Below are 20,934 nucleotides of genomic sequence, written 5' to 3' on the forward strand. Positions count from 1 at the left end.
GTCCGGGACGGGGCACGCGGGCGGGAACGTGGCGCGCACCGCCGCGGCCAGGGCGGCGGCGACGCGCGGGCGGTCGGCGCGGTCGCAGCGGACCTCGAGCAGACGCCGGCCGCGCACCGGGTCGGACAGGGCCCGGACGAGGTCGACGCGGTCGGTGACCCGCGTGTGCGGGAGGCCGTACGCGGCGGCCAGGGCGGCCAGGTCCACGCCGTGCGGGGTGCCGAAGAGCCGTTCGACGGGGTCCGCCATGCCGGGCGCCTCGGCCACGGCCCCGTGTTCGAGGCTCGCGAAGATCGCCCCGCCGTCGTCGTTGACGACCACGAGGTCGAGGTCCGGCTCGGTCTCGGTGGGGCCCACGAGCAGGCCGCCCGCCTCGTGCAGGGCGGTGAGGTCGCCGAGCAGGGCCACGGTCCGCCGTCCGCGCGCCAGTGCGACGCCCGCGGCCGTGGAGACGGTCCCGTCGATCCCGGCGAGCCCGCGGTTGGCGTACACCTCCGCGTCCGGCGCCGAGGGGGGCCGCCAGGTCAGGTCCACGTCCCGGATCACCGAGGACGAGCCCAGCACGAGCGGACCCCGGACCATGGCGGCGCTCACGTGCGCCACCGTCTGCGGGCTGAGCCGGTCGCCGGCGTCGGTGGTGACGAGCGCGTCCTCCACGGCGGCCTGGGCGCGCATCGAGGCGTGCTGCCACGCGGCGAGCCAGCCGGGCTCGCCCTGCCCGGCGAAGGCGGCGAGCTCCTCGAGGGTCTCCACGGGCGTCTCCCGGCGCCGGCCCGGCTCGAACCATGGTGCGGGCTCGGGGGCGTGCAGGGCCGTGGCGACGTCGGGGCGGGCCAGCAGGGCGTTGACCGTCCGGGTGAGCGTGGGCCGGCCGAACAGCACGACCCGTTCGATGCGGGCGGCAAGGGGGTGTGCGTCCGCGTCGCGCCCGCCGGCCGCGCCCAGCAGGAGCGGATAGGCGGCGATGGCGTTGGCGGAGAACCGCGCGTTCGACGACGGCTCGGCCAGCAGGGGCAGGCCCAGGGACAGCGCGAAGGCCGCGGCCACGGGGCCGGCGCCGTGGCAGGCCAGCACGACGGTGCGCCGCTGGTCCAGGCGGGCGACGTCCAGCTCGGGCAGCCCCGAGAGCACCGCCCCGGGCGCCCGGTAGGCCGACGCGGCGGCGGCCGGGCTCGCGCCGGTCGGGGCGACGGCCGGAGCAGGGGTGTGCGGCGCCGCGGCGGCGCCCATGGCGGCCGCCTCCTCAGGACTCGGCACGAGCGGGTCGCGGAAGTGCAGGTTCAGGTGGACCGGCCCGGCCGGGGCCTCTGCCATCGTCACCGGACCGGGCGCGCCGTCGTCGGAACCGGCCTCGGCGACGACCCCCTCGGCCGCCAGCAGGGCCCGGCGCACGGTGGCCCGCACGTGGCGCAGATGCTGCTCGGCATCCACGCCGTCGGCGGCGTCGCAGCCGAGGGAGGCGGCATGGCGGACGTGCGTGCCGAACACGCCCCTCTGGTCCGTGGTCTGGTTCGCGCCGGTGCCGTGCAGCTCGGGCGGACGATCCGCGGTCAGCGCGATCACGCGCGTGCCGGCGTGGATGGACTCCATCAGGGCGGGCAGCAGGTTCCCGACGGCGGTGCCCGAGGTGGTCAGCACGCCCACCGGGCGCCCCGAGGCCAGCGAGAGCCCGTGGGCGAGGAAGCCGGCCGAGCGCTCGTCCACCCGCACGTGCAGGCGGACCTCGCCGGCGCGCTCGAGGGCCGCGAGCGCGTAAGCCAGCGGGGCGGAGCGGGAGCCGGGGCAGACCACCGCGTCCCGCATGCCGGCGTCGATCAGGGCGGTGGCGACGGCGCGCGCCACGGAGAGGGAGTCGACGGAGGTCATGGTGGCCACCAGTCTAGGCCCGGGCGCGGACGGGCCCCGGACGCGGCGAGGCCGCCACGGTGACGCGGTGGCGCCGGCCGTGACGGCCTCGTCGAGGGTCCTCGCGGAGGCGGGGGTCAGCCCTTCGGGCCCTTGCCGTTGCCGTTGCCCTTGCCGTTGCCGTTGCCGTTGCCCTTGCCCTTGTTGCCCTTCTCCTTGCCGGCGCCCTTGCCGATGCCGTTGTTCCCGGTGGCGTTGAACACCTGGACGACGCACGGACGCGGGGCCGCGACCTTGTCGCCCACCTGGACCGGGCCAGTCGGGCTCAGGAAGTCCGGGAAGTAGGAGGTGTGCGCGCCCCAGGTGCCGTCCTCGCCCGGGTGCTGGACGTTGACGAACACGGAGTTGTCGCGGTCGTGGATCACGGGGCCGCAGGTCTCGGCGTCGCGGGGGACGGCGAGGAACTGCTGGACGCGGCCGCGCTCGGCGCCGTCGAGGGTGACCTTGTGCAGCGCGTCGGCGTAGCCGATGGTGCCGGGCTGGCCGTCGGTGGAGATCCAGAGGTTGCCCTCGGAGTCGAACGCCAGGTTGTCCGGGCAGGAGATCGGGGAGACCTTCTCCTTCGGGTAGCCGGCGAAGTAGGCCGAGGAGGAGACCGCCGGGTCGCCGGCGAGCAGCAGGATGACCCAGGTGAAGGTGGTGGAGGTGTGATCCCCGCCCCGCTCGGTGATCTCGATGACGTGGCCGTCGCGGTTGCCGATGACCGGGTTGGCCTCGTCCACGGCGGTGCGCTTGGTGTTGTTGGTCAGGGCCGCGTAGACCTTGCCGGTGACCGGGTTGGTCTCGACGTCCTCCGGGCGGTCCATCTTGGTGGCGCCCATCTTGTCTGCCGCGAGGCGGGTGTAGACGAGGACCTCGGCCAGGGACATGCCCGGGACGAAGGACGTCTTCTCGTCGGCCAGGGCGATCCACTCGCCGGAGCCGTCGAAGGCGCCGTCCGAGGGCAGGGTGCCCCTGCCGTCGATCTGGGCGGCCGGGGAGTCGCCGGAGAACTTGGCCACGTAGAGGGTGCCCTTGTCCATCAGGCGCATGTTGTGCTTCTTGTCGCCCTCGCGGACCTTCTCGGCGGAGACGAACTTGTACAGGTAGTCGTGGCGCTCGTCGTCGCCGGAGTAGACCACGGCGTGGCCGGACGGGGAGATCACGGCGGTGCCGGCCTCGTGCTTGAAGCGGCCCAGGAGGGTGTGCTTCACGGGCGTGGAGGTCGGGTCCTCGGGGTCGATCTCGACGACCCAGCCGAAGCGGTTGGCCTCGTTCTCGTAGCCGGGCTTGGTCAGGTCGAAGCGGTCGTGGACCTTCTCCCAGCCGCGGCTGGTGGCGGCGGCGGAGATGCCGTAGCGCTTCTCCTCGGCCGTGCCGCGGCCCTTGAAGTACTGGTTGAAGTTCTCCTCGCCGGAGAGCACGGTGCCCCACGGGGTGGTGCCGCCGGCGCAGTTGTTCAGGGTGCCCAGCACGCGGGTGCCGGTCGGGTCCTCGACGGTCTTGAGCAGCGCGTGGCCGGCGGCCGGGCCGCGGACCTCGAACTCGGTGGTGCCGGTGATGCGGCGGTTGCGGCGGCCGCCGCGGACGTACTCCCACGGGGCGCCGCGCTTGGCGCGCTTGAGGTCCACGATGGACAGGCCGTGGGCCTGGAGGCCGACGTTGACGACGTCCTCGAAGTTCGAGGCGATGTACTCCGGGGAGAACATGATGTTCTCGTTGGTGTACTCGTGGTTGGAGACGAGGTAGCCGGAGCGGTCGTTGCCGCCGTCGGTGATGATGTTCAGGTAGTCGTTGTTGTAGCCGAACTGGGCGGCCTGCGACGCACCGGTCTGGTGCTCGATGTCGAACTCCGGGGAGTCGGCGAACAGCGGGTCGCCCCAGCGGATCACGGTGCCCCAGTCGTAGCCCTCCGGCACGGTCATGGTGTCCACGGTGCGGCTCACCGGCGCGATGGGCTCGAAGGGGAGCTTGCCGCCGCCGGTCGGGCGCCGGCCGTTGTCCGCGAGCGCCTCGGGGGCCTGGGCCACCTGGGAGCCGATGACGACGGCGGCGGCGAGACCGGTGCCGCCGACCAGGGCGGAGCGGCGCGAGATGGCGGTCTCCGCGATCTGCTGGAAGGTCGGGTTCGCCGAGGTGTTGGGCACCGGGTGGGCGCACGCGTTGCCGCACTTGAGCTCGCACGTGACGGCGGAGCGGTTGCCACGGGTGTGGCCGGCCATGGGGAGGAGGCGCTTCAGCATGACGGGGTCCTTCGCGTCGTGGGGATGGTCCGGGGTCCGGTGCCGGGCCGGAGACGACCCCGGGGTGAGACCGGCCGGGGCCGCCATCACCTTGGCCCCTCGCTCCGAGCGGCGAGCCACGCCCAGGTGGCCGCGAGTTGAACTCTTCCCGGCCGCCGGATTTCGCCCCGTCGACATGCTGTAATCCGGCTCACATGCCCCGCGTCGACGGGGACCGGGCGGGCTCGTCAGCCCTGCGCGGCCAGCACCGCGTGGGCCGCGCGCAGGCGGTCGGCCCACCACGCCTGCCGCGTCCCGTCCGCCCGGATGCGGTCGAGCAGCTCCGGGTCGGGGGCGGGTGCCCGCTCCCCCGGTGCCGGGAGGGCCCCCGCGCGCGGGCGCCAGGCCGGGGCGACGACGTCGTGCTCGAAGAGGGCCGCGGTGCCGAGCCCGCACGCGTGCGGCAGGGACGGCAGGCAGGCGGCGAGCGCGGCGCCGCCGGCGATGCCCACGGAGGTGTCCAGCGCGGAGGAGACCACCGCGGGCAGCCCCGCGGCCGCCACGATCGCCGCGGCGCGGCGCACGCCCCCGAGCGGCTGGACCTTCACCACGATCAGGTCCGCGGCCCCGGCGGCCGCGACGGCGAGCGGGTCCTCGGCCTTGCGGACCGCCTCGTCCGCGGCGATCGGGGTGGGGACGCCCCGGGCGCGCAGCTCCGCGCGGACCTCCGCGAGGTCGGTGATGCCGGGCACGGGCTGCTCGGCGTACTCGAGGCCGACGTCGGCCAGCTCGGTGAGCACGTCCACGGCTTCGGCGGGCGTCCAGCCGGCATTGGCGTCGACGCGGACCTGCGCGTGGGGCAGCAGCGCGCGCACGCGCCGCACGCGGGCCAGGTCGGCCTCGCGGCCGCCGGGGACGAGACCGCCCTCGGGTCCGTGCTCGGCCACCTTGACCTTGACCGCGGTGATGCCGTCGCCGTAGCGGGCCAGGACGGCCTCGACGTCGTCCGCGTCCACCGCGGGCACGGTGGCGTTGACGGGGATGGTCTCGCGGACCGGGGCGGGCCAGCCCTGCCAGCCGGCCTCGATCGCGGCGGCGAGCCACGCGGCGCTCTCGTGTGGACCGTACTCCGGGAACGGGGAGAACTCGCCCCAGCCCGCCGGGCCGCGCAGCAGCAGGGCGTGGCGGAGGTCCGTGCCGCGGAACCGCACGCGCATCGGCACGGCGACCGCGACGGCGTCGGCCAGCAGCTCCTCGACGCTCGGCAGGGCGGGACCGCCCGGCGCGCCGGGCAGCGGGGGCAGGGCGGGGGCGGTGCTCATGCGGCCAGTGTAGGAAGGGCGCTCGGCTCCCGTTCCGACGGGCGCCGGCGGGGTGGGACTGTCTGTGTCGGCGCCGACGCTCAGACGGCGCCGAGGTAGCCGAGGGCACGGGCCAGGTCCACGGCGCGGTCGTGGGCGCCGAGCACCCCCTCCAGGCCGGCGACGACGGCGGCCGTCACCTCCTCGGTGAGGTGCCAGTCGGCGGTGAACGGGTCGTCGAAGCGCGCCCACGCCGTGCCCACGGCCGCGAGCGCGCGGGTCATCTCGGTGAGGTCGCGGAAGACCGGTCGCGGCTCGTCCAGGCGGTCCTCCCAGCCCTCGTCTCCCGGGGCCATGAGCACCTGGCCGGTGGAGGCCGCGTGGATGAACGGGTCGGCGCCCTGCTTGGCCACCACCGTCCAGTCGTCGTTCCAGTCCACCAGCAGCGCACCGGTGCGGTGGTTCCACCGGTATCCGGCCTGCTCGTCCCACAGGCGGTCCAGCGGGAAGAACATCACGGGCAGGCCGAGGGTGTCGATCTCCAGCCACTCCGGCCCCACGTAGCGGTAGAAGTCGGCCAGGTCCGGGGCGAGGGGCTCCTCGGCGGCCCACTCGATGGGCTCCTGCCGGCTCAGCCGGCCGAACGGGGCCAGGGCGTCCCGGGCGGCCAGCAGGTCCTCGGCCGAGAGACGGGGCCGGGCGCCCGGCTCGGCACCCGGGCCGGGGGCCGAGCCGGTGGAGTCGCGGAGGGCCGGGCGATGTCCGTGGGCGGGGGGCACGCGGGTCATGGCCCGCCCCGCGCCGCCTCCCCTCGTGGACGTGGTGGCTGGCGCTGGCCGCGTGCGTGGCCGGCGTCGTGCTGGTCTACGCCGCCCTGGTGTGGTCCTCCGCCGGCCAGGTGCTCGAGTACCAGGTGTTCCGCGCCGTCGAGGAGCGCTACGCGGACACCGTGCCGGACGTGGCCTCCCAAGTGGTGCGGATCCTGCCGCTCGGGCTGGCGGTCGGCATGGCGCTGGCCTCGCTCGGCGCGCTCGCCGTGGCCCGGTGGCGGCGGCGGGGGCTGCTCGCCCTCGTCGTGCTGGTCGGGTCCAACCTCACCACGCAGCTGCTCAAGGCGGCGCTTCCGCGGCCCGAGCACGCCGACGGGGTCCCGTGGTCCGGCGGCAACTCACTGCCCTCGGGCCACATGACGCTCGCGACGGGCGCCGCGGTGGCCGCGCTGCTGCTCGTGCCCGCCCGGTGGCGACCTCTCACCACCGTCCTCGGCGCCGTGGTCAGCGCCTGCACCGGCGCCGTCGCCTACACGGAGGCCTGGCACCGGCCGTCGGACATGGCCGCCGCGGCGCTCGTGTCCGCCGCCTGGGGCCTGCTCGCCGTGCCGTTCGCCCGGTACGACGGCGCACCGCGGCCCGCACCGCGCGGCGCCCGCGGCGTGGAGGCCACGCTCTGGTCCCTGGGCGTCGCGGGCCTGGCGGCCGGGCTGACGCTGCTGGCCCTCACCCTCGACACCCCCGCGACCAGCGGCGCCGGCCCCCACCCAGCGGCCGAGCCGGCCGGGATCCTGCTCAGCGCCTCCCCCGCGGTCCTGCTGTGGGGCGCGCTCGGCACGGCCTTCCGCCGCGGCCGCGCGGACTGACCCCTCCCCGCACGCCCACCAGACGACGAGCCCTGCGATGTGGCGGCCATCCGCGAGGAATGGCCGCCACATCGCAGGGCTCGTCAGGGGCTGAGGCGGGCCGGGATCGTCCGGATCAGAACCGGGCGAGGGCCGCCGTCGGATCGTGGAGGCAGTCCGCCACGAACGTGAGGAACGCGCTCGCGGTGGCGCCGTCGGTGACGCGGTGGTCGAAGGTCACGGTCATCTCGGTGACCTTGCGGACCACGATCTCCCCGTCCACGACCCACGGGCGGTCGATGATCCGGCCGATGCCGAGCATCCCGACCTCGGGCACGTTGATGATCGGCGTGGCGCCGTCCGTGCCCAGCGGGCCGTAGTTGTTCAGCGTGAACGTGCCGCGGGTGAGCTCGGCCGGGGCGGCCCGGCCCGCGCGGGCGCGGCTGACGGTGTCGTTGATGGCGGCGGTGAGCTCGTCCGCGGACAGCTTCTCCGCGTGCTCGACCGACGGCACCATGAGGCCGCGGTCGGTCTGCACGGCCAGGCCGAGGTGGACGCCGTCGACCTCCACGATCTCGTCCCTGCCGTCCGCCCCCGCCTCGATGCGCGCGTTCATCACCGGGTACCGGCGCAGGCCGGCCAGGGTGAAGCGGGCGATCAGGCCGAGCAGCGAGGGCGCGTTCTCCGGGTCCTTCGCCTTGAGCGCGGCCCGCAGCTCGAGCAGGGCGGTGACGTCGACGTCCAGCCACGCCGTGACCTCCGGGACCTCGCGGCGCGAGCGGGAGAGCTGGTCCGCGATCACCTTGCGCACCCCCGTGATCGGGGTGCGGGCGACGACGGCCAGGCCGGTCCGCCCGTCCACGGCGCCCGGCTGCGCGGTGGCCCCGGCCGCCGGGGCGGCGGCGGCCGACGGCGCCGGGGTCGGGGCGGCCTGCGGGGTGGAGCCCTCGGCCGCGGTGAGCACGTCGGCGCGGGTGATCAGGCCGTCCGGGCCCGTGCCGGTCAGCGCGGCCACGTCCACGCCCTTCTCGCGGGCGAGCTTGCGGACGATCGGGGAGGTCACGCGCGGGGCGCCGGCCTCGGCCGTGGGGGCCGGCGTCGGGCGGGTGGCGCCGCGGCCGCGCTTGGACGGACGACTGCGGGAGGTGGCCCTGTGGCCGGAGGTGCCGTAGCCGATGAGCACGGCGCCGGAGGCCTCGTCGTCGGAGCCGGCGACGTCGCCGTCGCCGCCGCGGGCCTTGTCCGGCTTCGGCTGGACGCCGGCCATCTCCTCCTCGCGGTAGCTCAGCGCGCCGGGGCGGGCGGCCTCGGCCGCGGCCGCACCGGTGGACGGTGGGACGGCGAGGGTCTCGGTGCCGGCGACGGGCGCGGAGCCCTCACCGGACTCGCCGGCCTCGCCGATGGTGATCAGCGGGCTGCCGACGTCCATCGTCTCGCCCTCGGCGCCGTGCAGGATCAGCACGGTGCCGGCGTACGGGCTCGGCACCTCGACGAGGGCCTTGGCGGTCTCGACCTCGACCATGGGCTGGTCGACGGCCACGGTGTCGCCCTCGGCGACGAGCCAGCGGACGATGTCGGCCTCGGTCAGGCCCTCGCCCAGGTCGGGCAGCAGGAAGGTGTTGCTCATGCGCGGGCCTCCTCGGCGTCCAGGTCCCAGTTCAGGTCGTCGATCGCGTCCAGGATGCGGTCGATGTTCGGCAGGTGGTGCTCCTCGAGCTTCGGCGCGGGGAACGGGATGTCGAAGCCGGTCACGCGGCCCACGGGCGCCGCCAGCGAGTGGAAGCAGCGCTGCTGGATCCGGGCCACCAGCTCGGAGGCCACGGACGCGAAGCCCTGCGGCTCGGCGACGACGACGGCGCGGCCGGTCTTGGCGACCGAGGCGGTCATCGTGTCCTCGTCCAGCGGGTTCACGGTGCGCAGGTCCACGACCTCCACCGCGAGCCCCTCCTCCGCGGCCGCGTGGGCGGCGGCGAGGCAGGTGGGGACGGAGGGGCCGTAGGAGACGAGGGTGACGTCCGTGCCCTCGCGGACGACGGCGGCGCGCGCCCAGGCCTCGCCGTGCTCCTTCTTGTCCTCGACGCGGGCCCAGCCCTCCTCGAACTCTTCGCGCAGCTGGTCGAGGTCGAGCTCGGCCTTGGTCCAGTACATCTTCTTGGGCTCCATGAAGACCACCGGATCGTCCAGACGGATGGCCGAGCGCAGCATCATGTACGCGTCCTTCACCGAGGCCGGGGTGTACACCTTCAGGCCCGGGGTGTGCGCGTAGTAGGACTCGGAGGAGTCGCAGTGGTGCTCCACGCCGCCGATGCCGCCGCCGTAGGGGATGCGGATGGTGATCGGCATGGGCGTGGCGCCCTTGGTGCGGTTGCGCATCTTGGCCACGTGCGAGGCGATCTGCTCGAAGGCCGGGTATGCGAACGCGTCGAACTGCATCTCGATCACGGGGCGGGCGCCGCCGAGGGCCATGCCCACGGCCATGCCCGCGATGCCGGACTCGGCCAGCGGGGTGTCGAAGCAGCGCTCCTCGCCGAAGCGCGCGGTCAGCCCGTCCGTGATGCGGAAGACACCGCCGAGGGTGCCGACGTCCTCGCCGAACACCACCACCATGTCGTCGGCGGCCATCTCGTCGGCCAGCGCCGCGTTGAGCGCGGCGGCGAAGGTCAGGGTCGCCATGCTCAGGCCTCCTGGTGCTCGGAACGGGACAGCTCCTCGGCCAGCTGCGCGCGCTGGGCGGCGAGCTGCGGGGTCTGCACGGAGTAGACGTGGTCGAACAGCTCGAGCGGATCGAGCTCCGTCTCGGCGTTCATGGCGTCACGCAGCTGCTGCGCGACGTCCTCGGCGTCGCGGGCGATCTGGGCCGAGACCTCCTCGGTGAGGGCGCCGGTGGACTCGAGGTAGGCGGTCATGCGGCGCAGCGGGTCGCGCGCCTCCCACTCCTTCACCTCGGCGTCGTCGCGGTAGCGCGAGGGGTCGTCCGTGTTGGTGTGCGCCTGCATGCGGTAGGTGTCCGCCTCCACGAGGAAGGGGCCCTGGCCCTGCCGGCACAGCTCCACGGCGCGGCCCAGCACGGCCAGCAGGGCGCCGAGGTCGTTGCCGTCCACGCGCTCGCCGGCCAGGCCGTAGCCCACGGCCTTGTGGGCCAGGGACGGGGCGGCCGACTGCTTGGCGAACGGCACGGAGATGGCGAACTTGTTGTTCTGCACGAAGAAGATCACCGGCAGCTTGAACACGGCCGCGAAGTTCAGCGCCTCGTGGAAGTCGCCCTCGGAGGTGCCGCCGTCGCCGACCATGGCCAGGCACACGACCTCCTCGCCGCGCAGGCGGGCGGCCTTGGCCATCCCGACGGCGTGCAGCATCTGGGTGGTCAGGGGCGTGGACTGGATGGAGACGTGGTGCTTCTGGGGGTCGTAGCCCTGATGCCAGGTGCCCTGGTAGGCCACCATCACCTCGAGCGGCGGGACGCCGCGGGCGATCACGGCCACGGTGTCGCGGTAGGTCGGGAACAGCCAGTCGTCCTCGCCCAGGCAGACGGCGGCGGCGACCTCGGAGGCCTCCTGGCCGTGCGAGGACGGGTAGACGGCCATGCGGCCCTGGCGCACCAGGGCGTAGGCCTGGTCGTTGACGCGGCGGCCGATGACGAGGTGGCGGTAGGCGGCCAGCAGCTCGTCGTCGGAGGGCAGGGGATACTCGTGGCCGGGCTCGGTGCCCTGCTCCTCCGGGGCCAGCAGGGTGCCGTCCTCGCCGATCAGCTGGATGCGGCGGGCGGCGGGGAGCAGGTACTCCTCGAGGGAGATGCCGAAGGCGGCGCCGGCGTTCGGGCGGGTCTCGGCCTCGTCGGTCCGGGCGGCCCCGGGCACGGCGGGGGTGGGGTCACTCATGGCGGGTCCTCTCGATCTGTGGCCTTCAGTGTGCCCAAGAGGGTCAATGTGTCGCGCGCTCACTCGGGATCACGAGACGATCCGGTGCAAATCAGGCACTCCATCGGACAAACTGCTATTGTGACTCGTGCCACGCAGACGGTCCGCCGCCGCGTGGCCGACCCCATCCGCCCCGCCCCAGGAGGAGCCATGGCCGCCGAGCCGCTGGACCGCGTGGACCGCGCGATCGTCCGCGAACTGACGCAGGACGGGCGGATGTCCGTCGCGGCCCTGGCCGAGCGCGTGCACATCTCCCGCGCGCACTGCTACTCGCGCCTGAACCGCCTGCAGGACGCAGGCGTGATCACAGGCTTCACCGTGCGGGTCGACCCCGTCAAGGTCGGCTTCGGGGCCTCCGCCCACGTGACCATGAAGCTGCGTCAGCACGACTGGCGAGAGCTGCGCGCCACGCTCCTGGCCATCCCCGAGGTCTCCCACGTCTCCCTCGTGGGCGGGAACATGGACGTGATCCTGCTGGTCCGCGCGCGGGACACCGCCGACCTGCGCCGCGTGATCTTCGACGAACTGCAGACCCTGCCGAGCGTCGTCGACACGCAGACGTACATGGTCTTCGACGACCAGGCCTCCGGGCAGACCATCCCCCCGGACGAGACCGCCGACTGAGCCGACGGTCCGGTGCCCCGGTCAGCGGGGGCGCACGACGACGGGCGGCGGGTCCGCCACGGCCCCCGGCCCGCGCGGCAGCACCGCGGCGAACACGACCGCTCCGAGACCGCAGACGACCGCGAGGGAGCCGACGCCGACGGCCAGCCCGGCCGCGGCGGTCGCCCCGGAGAGCAGCAGCGGCCCGGCGAGCATCCCCGCGTCGGACATCGAGCGCCACAGACCGAGGAACGGGGCGCGCGCGTTCGGCGGCGAGTGGTCCGCCCCGAGGGTCATCACGATCCCCGCGCCGAAGCCGTTGCCGATGCCCAGCAGCACCGCCGCCGCCGCGAACGCCGTCGGCTCCCGGGTGAGGCTGATCGCCAGGAACCCCGCCCCCAGCAGGGTCAGGCACGGCACCGCCACGGCGCGCCGGCCGAAGCGGTCCATGAGCCGGCCCGAGGGGTAGAAGAGCAGCAGGTCCGCCGCGCCGGCCAGGCCGAAGACGAGCGACGCCGTCGCCGCGTCCAGGCCCAGGTGCGTGGCCCACAGCGGGATGACGGCGTTGCGCGCCGCGCGGGCGGCGGAGACGGCCACGACACCGAAGCCGGCCGTGAGCAACGCCCCGCGCCGGGCGCGCGCCACGTCCCGCAGCCGGGGTCGACCGGCCGGGCCGGGCTCCTCCCCCGCCGCCGGATCGGACGCCGGCACCGGCAGATCCCGGATCCGCAGGCACAGCAGGGCGCCGACGGCCATGGCCGCGGCGGCCGCGGCGAACGCGCCGTCCAGCCCGAGCGGGGCCTGCGCGGCGGCACCCAGGAACGGGCCCAGGAACGTCCCGATCCGCACGGTCCCGCCGAGCGTGGACATCGCGCGGGCCCGGTGCGTGGCCGGCACCGCCACCGCCAGGTACGCCTGGCGGGCCAGGTTGAACCCGGCCCCGGCCATGCCCACGGCGAGCACCGCGGCCAGGAACAGCGCCAACCGCCCCGGTTCGGCCACCCCCGCCGCCGACGGCCCGGAGGACACCCCGGCCGTCGTCGCCCAGGCCAGACCCGCGCCGACCGTGCCGAGCCCGGCGGAGACGACCATGGTGACCCGCTCCCCCGCCCGGGCCGCGAGCGCCGAGGCCGGCCCGTTGGCCACGAGCGAGCCGAGCCCCACCAGCAGCACGACGGCAGCCGCCCGCGCCGCGTCCAGGCCGAGGGCCAGCGCCGCCACCGCGAGCGCGGGCGTCATGGCGCCCAGGCCGACGGCGTAGACGGTGGAGGGGGCGTAGATCTGCACGGCGTCGCGCAGCGCCTCCCGGGTGCGGGCGGCGGAGGCGGAGCGGGGACGCATGCCCGCGAGCGTAGCGGGACGGCACGCGCGCGATCGTCGTGGGACCGGGTCACTACGCTGGTGCCATGGCCTCCCGCACCGCCTCTCCACCGCCCTCGCCCGCCCCGTCCCCCGCCGCTGCCCGCGGCGCCCTGGACCGGTACTTCCGCATCACCGAGCGCGGCTCGTCGGTGGGCCAGGAGTTCCGCGGCGGCCTCGCCACGTTCCTGGCGATGAGCTACATCGTGGTGCTGAACCCGCTGATCCTGTCCGGGCCCGACTCGGCCGGGAACACCCTGGGCATCCCCGCCGTGGCCGCCGTCACCGCGCTCGTGGCGGGCGTCATGACCATCGTCATGGGCGTGTGGGCGCGGCACCCGTTCGCGGTGGCCGCGGGCCTGGGCGTCTCCGCGTTCGTCTCCATCACCATCGCCACGACGCCGGGGCTCACCTGGCCCCAGCTGATGGGCCTCGTCACCCTCGCCGGTCTCGTGATGCTGCTGCTCGTGGTGACCGGCTTCCGCCGTGCCGTGTTCGACGCGGTCCCGGAGGCGCTGAAGTCCGGCATCGTGGTGGGCATCGGCCTGTTCATCGCACTGATCGGCCTCGTCAACGCCGGGTTCGTGCGGCGGCTGCCGGACGCCGCCGACACCACGGTCCCGGTGGGCCTGGGCACGGGCGGCGAGCTCGAGGGCTGGCCCGTGCTGGTCTTCGTCGTCGGGCTGCTGCTGACCGCGGTCCTCGTGATCCGCAAGGTGCGCGGCGCCATCCTGATCGGCATCGTCGCGGCGACGATCCTCGCCAACGTGCTGGAGGCCGTGTTCCACATCGGCCCCTCCGTGGACGCCGACGGGAACGCCGTGCCCACCGGCTGGTCCCTGATCGCCCCCTCCCTGCCCGAGTGGACCGCCCCGGACCTGCACCTGCTCGGCAGCGTGGACCTGTTCGGCGCCTTCACCTCCGTGGGCGGGCTGATGGCCTCCCTGCTCGTGTTCGCGATCCTGCTCTCCGTGTTCTTCGACGCGATGGGCGTCTCCGTGGGCCTGGCCCGCGAGGCCGGCACCGTGAACCCGGACGGCTCCATCCCCGACCTGAACCGGGTGCTCGCCGCGGACGCGCTCGCGGTCACGGTGGGCGGTGGCGCCTCCGGCTCGGCGCACCAGATCTTCGTGGAGTCCGGCACCGGCATCGGCGAGGGCGCCCGGACCGGCCTGGCCTCCGTGTTCACCGGCCTGTTCTTCCTCGCGGCCGTGTTCCTCTCCCCGCTCATCCACCTCGTGCCGTTCGAGGCCGTGGCCCCCGCGCTCGTGGTGGTCGGGTTCATGATGTGCCAGCACGTGGTGCAGATCGACTGGTCCGACCCGGGCGCGGCCTTCCCCGCGTTCCTCACGTTCATCCTCATGCCGTTCACCTACTCGATCGTCAACGGCATCGGCGCCGGCGTGGTGGCCTACGCGGTGATCCGCACGGGCCAGGGCCGCGGCCGCGAAGTGCACCCGCTGCTGTGGTTCGTGGCGCTCGCGTTCGTCGCGTACTTCGGGCTCGGCGTGGTCCGGGCGGCCCTCGGCCTGAACTGACCCGCCACCCCCGACGGCGGCGCACCGGACCGGTGCGCCGCCGTCGTCGTGCGCGGCGCGGGGTGTCGGCCCCGCCCCGCGCGGCGTGATGGGATGGGCCGCATGCCCCAGACCACGTCGCACGCCCCCGTCCCGCCGTCCGCCTCCGCCGAGCCCGTGACCCGCCGCCACCACGGCCACACGTTCCAGGACGACTTCGAGTGGCTGCGCGGCAAGGCGGAGCCCCGCGTGCTCGAGCACCTGGCCGCCGAGAACGCGTACACCGAGGCCGTGACCGCGGACCAGGCGCCGCTGCGCGAGGCGATCGTCGGCGAGATCAAGGCCCGCACGGTGGAGACGGACCGCTCCGTGCCCGCCCGCCGGGACGGGTGGTGGTACTTCGTGCGCACCCGCGAGGGCGCCGAGTACCCGATCCACTGCCGCGTGCCCGCACGCGACACCGGCGACCTCGAGGCCGACTGGACCCCGCCCGTCATCACCCCGGACGCCGCCCTGCCGGGCGAGCAGGTGATCCTGGACGGCAACGCCGAGGCCGAGGGCCACCCGTTCTTCGCGCTCGGCGGCCTGCACATCAGCCCGGACGCCACCCGGGTGGCCTACGCCGTGGACCACACCGGCGACGAGCGCTTCACCCTGCGCGTGCGCGAGATCGCCACGGGCGAGGACCTGCCGGACGCGGTCGAGAACGTGGCCCACGGCGTCCGCTTCGACCGCTCGGGCACCCGCGTGTTCTACACCGTGTGGGACGACTCGTGGCGGCCGTACCAGGTCAAGGCCCACGTGCTCGGCACCGACCCGGCCGAGGACGTGATCCTGCACGAGGAGGCCGACCCGGGCATGTGGACCGGCTTCGAGGGCGTGGCCGACCGCACCCAGCTGCTGATCGGCGTCGGCAACTCGGAGGTCTCCGAGACCCTCGTGGTCGACCTGCCGGAGGACCCCGCCGCGCCCCTGCCCGCCCCGCGCGTGCTGATCCCCCGCGCGTGGCGGATGCTCGCCGACGTCGAGCCCATCACCGACGCCGACGGCGTCCGCCGGCTGCTCGTGGTCCACGACCGCGCCCTGGACGACGACGGCGCCCCCGTCGCCGCGCCCAACGGGATGCTCTCGGTGGTCGCCGAGGCGGACGTCGCCGACCGCGGCGCCTGGCGCACGGTCGTCCCGCACCGCGAGGACGTGAAGGTCGACGGTGTCATGGTCACCCTGACCCACGCCGCCCTGGCCGTGCGCCGGGAGACGACCCCGCGCGTCGTCGTCACCGAACTGGACGCCGTGCTGGCCGGGCAGGCCGCGCACTGGCGCGAGCCCGCGTTCGACGAGGAGCTCTACGCGTGCCATCTGTCCGCGACGGCGGCCGAGTCCCCGTTCCTGCGGCTGGCCTACACGTCCTGGATCACGCCCGCGCGCGTGCTGGACGTCTCGGCGGCGACCGGCGAGGTGCACCTGCGCCGCGAGACGGAAGTGCCCGGCTACGACCCGGCCGACTACGTGGCCGAGCGCGTGTGGGCGCCCGCGTCCGAGCCGTCGTCGGTGACCGGGGAGGACGTGCGGATCCCCGTCACCGTGATCCGGCGCCGCGACGTGAAGCCGGACGGGACGGCCCCGTGCGTGGTGTACGGCTACGGCTCCTACGAGATGTCCATGGACCCCGTGCTGGGTGTGGCCCGGCTGTCCCTGCTGGACCGGGGCGTGGTGTTCGCGGTCGCGCACGTGCGCGGCGGCGGCGAACTGGGCCGGCGCTGGTACGAGGACGGCAAGAAGCTGGCCAAGCGGCACTCCTTCACGGACTTCGTGGACGCCACCCGGCACCTCGTGGACCTCGGCTGGGCGGACCCGGCGCGCGTGGCCTGCATGGGCGGCTCGGCCGGCGGCCTGCTCATGGGCGCGGTGCTGAACCTCGCGCCGGAGCTGTACCGGGCGTGCCTGGCGGTGGTGCCGTTCGTGGACGCGCTCACCACCATCCTCGACCCGGAGCTGCCGCTGTCCGCGCTCGAGTGGGAGGAGTGGGGCAACCCGATCGAGGACGCGGCCGTGTACGAGGCCATGCGCGCCTACACCCCGTACGAGAACGTGCGGGCGGTGGACTACCCGGCGATCGCGGCCGTGACGAGCCTGAACGACACCCGCGTGCACTACGTCGAGCCGGCCAAGTGGGTGGCCCAGCTGCGGCGGACGGTGACGAGCGACCAGGCCACGCCCCTGGCCGAGGGCGGCGCCCCGATCCTGCTGCGCACCGAGATGGACGGCGGCCACGGCGGCGCGTCCGGCCGGTACCAGGGCTGGGAGGACACCGCGTGGGAGTACGCGTTCCTGCTGACGGCGCTGGGGGCGACGGCGCGGATCGACTGAGCCTGGGTGGGCCCTCCGTCAGCCCGCGCACCCGTCGATGCGCTGGTGCACCGCGCGCGAACCAGAGAGTACTGCTGTCAGAACGGCCCTGGAACGACCGAATTGTCTGGCCCGCCGGGCGAGGCGGGCGGCCCACCCCCGTCTCGCCCGGCGGGCCTAGACTCGGGCCCCATGAGCACCCCGCAGCCCGACGCCGCCCGCCCCGACCGCGACCGCCTGCCCGAGCAGGTCTCCGACATCTTCGACCCCACGCGCTGGCGCGTGGTCGAGGGCTTCGACTTCGAGGACCTGACCTACCACCGCCAGGTGGAGCGCGACGCCGACGGCCGCTGGGTGCGCGACCTGCCCACGGTGCGCATCGCCTTCGACCGCCCCGAGGTCCGCAACGCGTTCCGGCCCGGCACCGTGGACGAGCTCTACCGCGCTCTCGACCACGCCCGCATGACCCCGGACGTGGGCACGGTGCTGCTCACCGGCAACGGCCCCTCCCCCAAGGACGGCGGCCACGCGTTCTGCTCCGGCGGGGACCAGCGCATCCGCGGCCGCGACGGCTACCGCTACGCCGAGGGGGAGACGGCCGAGACCATCGACCCGGCCCGCGCCGGACGCCTCCACATCCTCGAGGTCCAGCGCCTGATGCGCACCTCCCCCAAGGCGATCATCGCCGTCGTGAACGGCTGGGCGGCCGGCGGCGGCCACTCGCTGCACGTGGTCGCGGACCTGACCCTCGCCTCCCGCGAGCACGGGAAGTTCAAGCAGACGGACGCCACCGTGGGCTCCTTCGACGCCGGCTACGGCTCGGCCCTGCTCGCCCGGCAGGTGGGCCAGAAGCGCGCCCGCGAGATCTTCTTCACGGCGCGCGAGTACTCGGCCGAGGAGATGGTGGCCATGGGCGCGGTGAACGAGGCCGTGGACCACGAGCGCCTCGAGGAGGTCGCCCTCGAGTACGCCGCGGACATCAACCGTCAGTCCCCGCAGGCCCTGCGCATGCTCAAGTTCGCGTTCAACCTTCCCGACGACGGCATGGCCGGCCAGCAGGTCTTCGCCGGCGAGGCCACGCGCATGGCCTACATGACGGACGAGGCCGTGGAGGGCCGGGACGCGTTCCTGCAGAAGCGCGACCCGGACTGGTCCGCCTTCCCGTACCACTTCTGACCGACCGCCACGGCAGGACGGGGACCCGCCCATGCTCGCACTGCTCAACGACCAGCCCATCCTCGTCCTCATGGCCACCGTCGCCCTGGGCGCCGCCGTCGGCACCATCCCCCTGGGCAAGATCCGCCTCGGCGCCTCGGGAGCACTGTTCGTGGGCCTGCTCGTCGGGGCGGTGCTGCCCGACGTCGGCGACCGGCTGGCCCTGTTCCAGAGCTTCGGCCTGGCCCTGTTCGCCTACCTGATCGGGCTCGGCGCCGGCAAGGTGTTCTTCCGGGACCTGCGCCGCAACCTGCCCCTGATGCTGGCCGCCGTCGTCGTGGTGATCCTCACCGCCTTCACGGTGCACCCGCTGGCCGCGCTGCACAACCTGGACCTGCCGACGGCGATCGGCGTGTGGACGGGTTCGCTCACCGCGACGCCGGCGATGGCGCTGGCGAACCAGCTCACCGGCGGGCAGGCCCCGGCCGTGGGCTATGGGCTTTCCTACCTGGTGGGCGTGGTCGGCACCATCATCGCGATCACCCTGCTCGCCGCCCGCCCGTGGAGCAGTTCCCCGCGCGATCCGGCGCCGGTGACCGACGGCAAGCTGCGCTTCACCGCCGCGGTCGCCACCTCCGCCCTCGCCGTGCGGGAGATCCCCGGGATCTCCGAGGGGCTGGTGCGCGTGGTGGCGCTGCGCCACGGCGGCGTGGCCCGGATCGCCGGCTCCGCCGACCGGATCGAACCCGGGGACGAGGTCGTCCTGGACGGCACGGAGAAGAACATCGACGCGGCCGTGCAGGCCTTCGGCCGCCGCACCGGCGCCGACCCGGCGCGGGTGATGAACCCGCTGCAGACCTCCATGGTCATCGTCACCGCCCGCGCCCTGGCCGATCGCCGCCTGGGCACGCTGTCCCTGCGCGAGCGCTTCGGCACCGACGTCGCCCGGCTGCGGCGCGACGACGTCGAGTCGCTGGCCACCCCGCAGACCGAGCTCAAGGTCGGCGACCGGGTGCTCATCGTGACCACCGCGCCGCGGATGGAGGCGGTGCGCGACTTCTTCGGCAACTCGACCCGCGGGCTCTCGAACCTGGACTGGATCTCCCTGGGCACGGGCATGGCGCTGGGCTACCTGCTGGGCATGGTGACAATCCCGCTTCCGGGCGGGGCCTCCTTCTCCCTCGGCCCGGCGGCCGGGTGCATCCTCGTCGGCCTCGCCCTCGGTGCGATCGGCCGAACGGGACCCACGGTGTGGGAGCCGTCCACGGAGATCGCGCTGACGCTGCGGCAGTTCGGCCTCATGCTCTTCCTGGGCGTGGTGGGCCTGGCCGCCGGCCCGGCGTTCATCGAGACGGTGTTCACCCGGGTCGGCGGGCTGGCCATCCTGATGTCCGCCGTGCTCACCGCGCTGACCGCGGCCCTGCTCATCGCCGCGGCACGGCTGCTGGGGCAGTCCGTGGATCGCACCTACGGGGCGCTGGCGGGCATCACGGGCCAGCCGGCGATCCTGGACTACGCGCTCTCCCGGTCCACCGACGCCCGCGTGACCGAGGGGTACGCCCAGCTGTTCGCGCTGATCATGGTGGTCAAGATCGCCACCGTGCCGTTCATGCTCTGACCGGCCGGGCGGATCCGTCCGACCGTCGGGCCTCCTACACTCGGGGCCATGCCCGCCACCGCCGATGCCCTCGCCCGCGCCACGGACGCCCTCGCGGCGGCCTTCGACGGCGGCGCCCCCGTCGAGCTGACCGCCGACGGCGCCGTCCTCGCCCGACCCGAGGCCCGCGATTCACTCCGCTGCGGCGACCCGGACGCCGTCGCCGTGGTGCGCACCTCCGGGTCCACGGGCACGCCGAAGCAGATCGTCCTGACCGGCGCGGCCCTGCGCGCCTCGGCCGCGGCCACGGCCCGGCGGCTCGGCGGCGAGGGGGCGTGGCTGCTGGCCCTCGGCGTGCACTACGTGGCCGGGCTCGCCGTGCTCTCCCGCTCGATCGCGGCCGGGACCGCACCCGTGGCCCTGCCACCGGGCCCGTTCACGCCCGCGTCGTTCGCCACCGGGGCGGCCGCCCTGCCCGACGACGCCGGCCCCCGGCTCGTCTCGCTCGTCCCCACCCAGCTCGCCCGCCTCCTCGCGGCCGACGCCGACCCGGCCGGGCGGGCGGCCCTGCGCTCCTTCGACCGCGTGCTCGTGGGCGGCGCCCGGCTCGATCCCGCGCTGCGGGCCGCGGCCGAGGCGGCGAGGGTGCGCCTCACCGCCACCTACGGCATGGCCGAGACGTGCGGCGGCTGCGTCTACGACGGCGTGCCGCTGCCCGGCGTCACCGCCGCGGTGGCCCCCGACGACCCCGACGCCCCGCCGCGCGTGCGCCTGGCCGGGCCCATGGTGGCGGCCGGCTACCTCGACGACCCCGCCCGCACCGCCGCCCACTTCGTCACCGCCGTGGACGGCGCCCGCGCCTTCCTGACCGAGGACACGGGCATCCTCTCCCCCACGGACGACGGGGGCGTGCGGCTGGCCGTGACCGGCCGCCTGGACGACGTCGTCATCACGGGCGGGGTGAAGGTGTCCGCGGCCGCGGTGACCGCGGTGCTCGAGGCCCACCCGGGCGTCGCGGCGGCCCACGTGGCCGGCGTGGCCGACCCCGAGTGGGGGCAGCGGCTCTGCGCGGCGGTGGTGCCGGCGGACCCCGCTTCCCCGGTCGGCGAGAACGCCCTGCGCGCCCACATCCGGGACGCACTCGGCGCGGCGGCCGTGCCCAAGACCTGGCTCGCCCTGGACGCCCTCCCCCTGCTCTCCACCGGCAAGACCGACCGGCAGGCGCTCGCCGCCCGGTTCACCGCAGCGGGCTGAGCGGGTCCGGGCCGGGCCGTGGGGGCCGCGTTCGCCCCGGACGGAACCCGCCGACCCCGCGCGTGGGAGAATGACCCAGGCCCGGCCGACGTCGGGCCCCGGCCGCGCTCCGCCGTCGACCCGGCCCGCCGCGCGCCGATCCCCACCCCGCTCCCCAGGAG

At 75.0% G+C, this 20,934-nt stretch carries 15 protein-coding genes; 7 read left to right on the forward strand and 8 right to left on the reverse strand.

The features are described from left to right. From menD to J1M40_RS04835, 4 genes are all read right to left on the reverse strand, one after another. Positions 1-1,866, reverse strand: a 1,866-nt coding sequence (gene menD, locus J1M40_RS04820) for a 2-succinyl-5-enolpyruvyl-6-hydroxy-3-cyclohexene-1-carboxylic-acid synthase (protein ID WP_206450505.1), incomplete at its 3' end; no start/stop codon positions are given. A gap of 116 nt (positions 1,867-1,982) precedes the next feature. After that, positions 1,983-4,127, reverse strand: coding sequence for a PhoX family phosphatase (locus J1M40_RS04825; protein WP_169577776.1), 2,145 nt, complete (start codon positions 4,125-4,127; stop codon positions 1,983-1,985). A gap of 227 nt (positions 4,128-4,354) precedes the next feature. After that, the gene (locus J1M40_RS04830) at positions 4,355-5,428 is read right to left on the reverse strand and encodes an o-succinylbenzoate synthase (protein WP_206450506.1); all 1,074 of its coding nucleotides are present in this window, start codon (positions 5,426-5,428) and stop codon (positions 4,355-4,357) included. Positions 5,429-5,508: 80 nt separating this feature from the next. Next, positions 5,509-6,195, reverse strand: coding sequence for a hypothetical protein (locus tag J1M40_RS04835; protein WP_206450507.1), 687 nt, complete (start codon positions 6,193-6,195; stop codon positions 5,509-5,511). 56 nt (positions 6,196-6,251) lie between these two features. Between J1M40_RS04835 and J1M40_RS04840 the strand changes: the two genes are divergently transcribed. Then, positions 6,252-7,043 (forward strand): phosphatase PAP2 family protein, encoded by a 792-nt coding sequence (locus tag J1M40_RS04840; RefSeq protein WP_342356884.1) that lies wholly within the window; start codon positions 6,252-6,254, stop codon positions 7,041-7,043. Between the two features lie 115 nt (positions 7,044-7,158). Here the strand turns inward: J1M40_RS04840 and J1M40_RS04845 are convergent, their stop codons facing one another. Genes J1M40_RS04845 through J1M40_RS04855 form a run of 3 tightly spaced genes read right to left on the reverse strand, consistent with a single transcriptional unit; the run spans position 7,159 to position 10,900 of the window. Next, entirely contained in the window at positions 7,159-8,649 is a 1,491-nt protein-coding gene (locus J1M40_RS04845) for a dihydrolipoamide acetyltransferase family protein (RefSeq protein WP_206450508.1), read from the reverse strand. Beyond that, positions 8,646-9,695: an alpha-ketoacid dehydrogenase subunit beta gene (locus J1M40_RS04850; protein ID WP_010080328.1), complete on the reverse strand. Its 1,050-nt coding sequence runs from the start codon at positions 9,693-9,695 to the stop codon at positions 8,646-8,648. The genes J1M40_RS04845 and J1M40_RS04850 overlap by 4 nt, the downstream gene beginning before the upstream one ends. Before the next feature lie 2 nt (positions 9,696-9,697). Next, entirely contained in the window at positions 9,698-10,900 is a 1,203-nt protein-coding gene (locus J1M40_RS04855) for a thiamine pyrophosphate-dependent enzyme (RefSeq protein WP_161787786.1), read from the reverse strand. 189 nt (positions 10,901-11,089) lie between these two features. On the opposite strand from J1M40_RS04855, the gene J1M40_RS04860 reads away from it, so the two are divergent. Further along, a complete protein-coding gene (locus tag J1M40_RS04860) occupies positions 11,090-11,563 on the forward strand; it encodes an Lrp/AsnC family transcriptional regulator (RefSeq protein ID WP_036316705.1) in 474 nt (157 codons plus the stop codon). Between the two features lie 21 nt (positions 11,564-11,584). Here the strand turns inward: J1M40_RS04860 and J1M40_RS04865 are convergent, their stop codons facing one another. Further along, the gene (locus tag J1M40_RS04865; RefSeq protein WP_206450509.1) at positions 11,585-12,883 is read right to left on the reverse strand and encodes an MFS transporter; all 1,299 of its coding nucleotides are present in this window, start codon (positions 12,881-12,883) and stop codon (positions 11,585-11,587) included. Positions 12,884-12,948: 65 nt separating this feature from the next. On the opposite strand from J1M40_RS04865, the gene J1M40_RS04870 reads away from it, so the two are divergent. The 5 genes from J1M40_RS04870 to J1M40_RS04890 all read left to right on the forward strand — a co-directional run bounded on the left by J1M40_RS04870 (position 12,949) and on the right by J1M40_RS04890 (position 20,773). After that, positions 12,949-14,439: an NCS2 family permease gene (locus tag J1M40_RS04870; RefSeq protein WP_049147937.1), complete on the forward strand. Its 1,491-nt coding sequence runs from the start codon at positions 12,949-12,951 to the stop codon at positions 14,437-14,439. A gap of 102 nt (positions 14,440-14,541) precedes the next feature. Continuing rightward, positions 14,542-16,788, forward strand: coding sequence for a S9 family peptidase (locus tag J1M40_RS04875; protein ID WP_206450510.1), 2,247 nt, complete (start codon positions 14,542-14,544; stop codon positions 16,786-16,788). A 171-nt stretch (positions 16,789-16,959) separates the two neighbouring features. After that, positions 16,960-17,943: a 1,4-dihydroxy-2-naphthoyl-CoA synthase gene (locus J1M40_RS04880; protein ID WP_051995303.1), complete on the forward strand. Its 984-nt coding sequence runs from the start codon at positions 16,960-16,962 to the stop codon at positions 17,941-17,943. A gap of 31 nt (positions 17,944-17,974) precedes the next feature. After that, positions 17,975-19,540 carry an aspartate:alanine exchanger family transporter gene (locus tag J1M40_RS04885; protein WP_036382950.1) on the forward strand — a complete coding sequence of 522 codons (1,566 nt, stop codon included), beginning with the start codon at positions 17,975-17,977 and terminating at the stop codon, positions 19,538-19,540. 48 nt (positions 19,541-19,588) lie between these two features. Continuing rightward, positions 19,589-20,773: an AMP-binding protein gene (locus tag J1M40_RS04890; protein ID WP_206450511.1), complete on the forward strand. Its 1,185-nt coding sequence runs from the start codon at positions 19,589-19,591 to the stop codon at positions 20,771-20,773. The last annotated feature ends 161 nt before the right edge of the window (positions 20,774-20,934 follow it).

It is taken from the genome of Micrococcus sp. KRD026 (assembly GCF_017168445.1).
In the GTDB taxonomy this organism is placed as follows: domain Bacteria; phylum Actinomycetota; class Actinomycetes; order Actinomycetales; family Micrococcaceae; genus Micrococcus; species Micrococcus luteus.